Origin of the sequence: Mycolicibacterium pyrenivorans, from assembly GCF_025821625.1 — a bacterium.
Classification (GTDB): Bacteria; Actinomycetota; Actinomycetes; order Mycobacteriales; family Mycobacteriaceae; genus Mycobacterium; species Mycobacterium pyrenivorans.
Genome location: NZ_JACKSH010000227.1, coordinates 1 through 3,336, shown reverse-complemented (window position 1 = coordinate 3,336; position 3,336 = coordinate 1). Strand labels below are relative to the sequence as shown.

General features: G+C 60.9%; 3 protein-coding genes. 1 reads left to right on the top strand and 2 read right to left on the bottom strand.

The window, feature by feature from the left end; translation table 11 throughout:
- Window positions 1-196 (top strand): HIT family protein (locus H7I57_RS24680; protein WP_504928646.1); only part of this gene is annotated, 196 nt, incomplete at its 5' end.
- A 120-nt stretch (window positions 197-316) separates the two neighbouring features.
- On the opposite strand, the gene H7I57_RS24675 is transcribed toward H7I57_RS24680, so the two are convergent.
- Together H7I57_RS24675 and H7I57_RS24670 are read right to left on the bottom strand one after the other, a co-directional pair.
- Window positions 317-2,269, bottom strand: coding sequence for a hypothetical protein (locus tag H7I57_RS24675; protein WP_264026742.1), 1,953 nt, complete (start codon window positions 2,267-2,269; stop codon window positions 317-319).
- A gap of 139 nt (window positions 2,270-2,408) precedes the next feature.
- Window positions 2,409-2,804, bottom strand: coding sequence for a hypothetical protein (locus H7I57_RS24670; RefSeq protein WP_264026740.1), 396 nt, complete (start codon window positions 2,802-2,804; stop codon window positions 2,409-2,411).
- Window positions 2,805-3,336: the final 532 nt, after the last annotated feature.

The window sequence follows — 3,336 nt, the reverse complement described above, 5'->3', positions numbered from 1 at the left end:
CGCCTACCAGCGGCCGGGAATCGCCGTGTGGCAAAACAATGGAATCCCTGCGAATCAGACGATCGCCCACGTGCATTTCCACGTGGCAGGGACCCTTCCAGGCGGGGGAACAAATTGGGGCGAAGTGCAGGAAGAGTCATTGGAGCAAACCGACACGATCGCACAGACAATCGCGCCGCATCTTCGCTTGGCGTGATACCAAGATCCCGCCGCAGTCCTACATGCGCGGAGAACCCGATACCTTAGGCGAACAACTTGTCGGCGAGGCTGACAAGTTAGCCCGTAGGGATCAGCCGATCGGAATCCACAGTGTCCGCTATGGGGTGAGCCGAAAGAGGTTCATCACATCTCCGCCTTGTGTGAGGTTTTGGATCCGCTGCTGGAACTCATGCCGTCGATGCGTAGCGTAGGTGTCTAGCTGCTCGCCATTGATGGTCGCCCAAATCGCTGCCGTTACGGCTTGCCTAGCAAGTGTCGCAGCGAATCTCGCTACCGTACCGCAGGCCGCATCTGAGAGAGGCCCGCCGTGGATCGCTGCGTTGCGCGATCTCGTCAAGCGCTTCACCATGCAATCGACGCGGTAGCGTTCGGCGTCGAATGCAGCAGCGAGCGCGGTTCCGGACGACAACGTATCTTCGGTTTCGGCGAGCCGTCGCACGAGCCAGTGTTGGGCGTACACGCGTTTGAGAGTGGTGACGTGAGAAACAACCTTGCGAATGTCGATACGTGTTCCCCACCCGGGAACGGTGATGTCCTTGCGTACTGTCTCCAACTCCGGTGGTGGTACCGCGCCGAGTGACCGGTCAGGTCGATATGCCACAACTGCGGCGAAGCCGTCGTATCCCACGCGCCTCGCGAACGCGTTGACTGTGTATTCATCGATCAGAAATTGGTTGATGTACTCGCTCCAGTGAAGTCCGTGGCCCGGTGCTGTCCAAGTGTTGCAGTGCTCGATGGCACGGACCGCCGCCATCACTGTCCCTTCCGGATCGGACAGGGGTGGCTGGGTTAGAGCGGTGAACAGGCGCAGCGCTGGTTGAAGACTCGTCGCAGCCTCTGCAGTGATCACCTTCCCCTTGGCGTTCAGTTCCACCAGATCCGCGGTGAAGTGATCGTTCTGGTGGAAAACGGGGTCGGGGCGCGGCTCCTTCAAACCCCATCGTGCCTCGGGGAGATAAGATGGCTCGCCGTCATAAAACAGATAGCCGTCGAGGATCTTCCACATGCCTTCGTGGACGCCGACGACGGTCAGCACGGCAGCGAGGTACGTGCGTGCTGCGTCAACTGCTCGATGGCGTTCGACGTTCGTGATGGCGACTCGCGCGTAGACCAACTCAGGGTCGTACTCAAATCCGACACAGCCATCGACCGAGTTGGAGGCTTGGAGGTCGCGAATCTCGTCTGTAAGGAGTTCCTCAGGAACGACGTCAAGCATCCCCCTTGCCACGTCATGGTCGAGAAGTGCCCGTGCGAGGTCTATCGCGTCGTAGAACGTGATCCCGCCGTGCGTCACGCAAGCAACGTCCCCGATGAATCCCGGGGATAGACGAAGCCACACGATGTAATTGCCCGTCGACGGGGGCAAGACGATGCAACGCTCCGCGAGGTCAGCGAGCTGTTGATCGGTCAGTCGACTTCTAGTCTGCGGGTTCGTGGCGGGTGCCTGAACAGCATCGCCAACCATTTCTTGTGCCAGCTCGACGCTGCCCGCCCCTCCGTGCAGAACGGACACAGCCGTCGAGATGGGACTCCAATGGTGCAGATCCTGGTTGCGATACTTGATCAGACCTACCAGGGTGTCGCGAAGGAACGCGATCCGATCCGCCGGGAATCTGGTGTGGTCTAGCCTCCGGCACGCCGCGACAAGGTCCCGCCAGGCCGCTACCAACAGAGCGTCACTGCCCAGCGCGCCGAGGAGGACGCTGGCACGGATGCCGACAGCTGGGCGCATCGTGTCGTCTAGTGTCGGCTTTCCCGCGGTGGTGACAAGCAGGCCAGTGGTGATCGCCCCGACGACCGCCCTGCCGGGTGTGTCGACTAAGGCTAGGAGCTCTGGTCCGATCCAGTCGAGACTGTCGGTGAGATCAGTAGCCCTCGAGTGCCAGTCGCGGATATGTTGGCGGCCGTGGGGCCTCGCGTCGCTGCACGCCGCATCGATTTCTCGAACGATCGCATCCCAGGGCATCCGCCCGGATGTCGATGTCACCGAATCTTTCTCGTCGGTGTACGCGCGTAGCTCCTCGAGCCAACGTTCACGTTGTTCGAACATTGGGGCCATCCCTCCGGTTCAGCCCAACTCTTTGCGCGACAACACCGACCGGCTTATGCACCGCCTGGGCCGCATCCCACCCCTGGAGTACGAGACCATCCATTACGCTACGAACACAGCCCACTCAGAGGCTGCACACCTAACCGGTGTGCATCAAACCCGGGGGGTCAGCCTGGGTCAGCATGGCCAGGAGTGGCGCTGATACCGCCGTGGCGAGAAGAAATCGTCGGTCATGTGGTCGAAGACCCTCCAGGGTTGCGGCCAGTCCTGCAATGTAGGAGCCGGTAAGGGCCGTAATCCGCAGATGGTCCCGCAAGCTAATCCATCGATGGCTGCCGCGCGGGCGCACGCCTTCGGTGTAGTCGGTGGTTAATTGGGTGGCACCCTCTATCAGTGCGTTGATGAGCACGACGGTAGCCAGGGTGGTGTTGCGATGGCGCATTCGGTACGCCAGCCCGAACGTTGCTGGCAACGCAATCAAGTCGAAGTTCCGGTGTACCTGAGGAGATATCGGCCTGGGCACCCTAAAGGTCATTCTTTCGTCCTTAGCTGTCGTTAGCGTCTTTCTTTCATGCTCCGCGAAGAAACGTCCGGCGTCCACGACGGCCGTTCGGGGCTGTAGTACCACGGTGCCCCCACTTTCGGCCGAGTGAACAGATTCCCTGTTGGGTGGCCCTAAACTCAATAGGATACGGGGACTCGGCACCCCAGCTAGTGCCAGCCCGTGCTGGGACAGCGGTTGCGCAGCATGCCTTTCCCCGGCTTAACCAAGGCATGGACTCCAACGACGAGCTCGTGTGCGAGGACGCCTGGTCGGGTGCCCGCGCAGTGCAGCGGCACCTCCGCGGCTGGTATGCCCTAGGGAGTATGGGTATGGTGGATATTGGTACGAAGAATGACCGCCCGTGTTGCGGCTGGGCTCGCTAGTCCCGGGTGGAGGAAACAGCGAGATGGTCCACAACGCCGAACGTCAATGGACATTTGAAAGTGCCCGTGGGCGGACAGGAGAACTGCCCGTAGGTGGCCATTAAGAATTGCCCGGTGGCGGACACGAATCTGCCCATGAG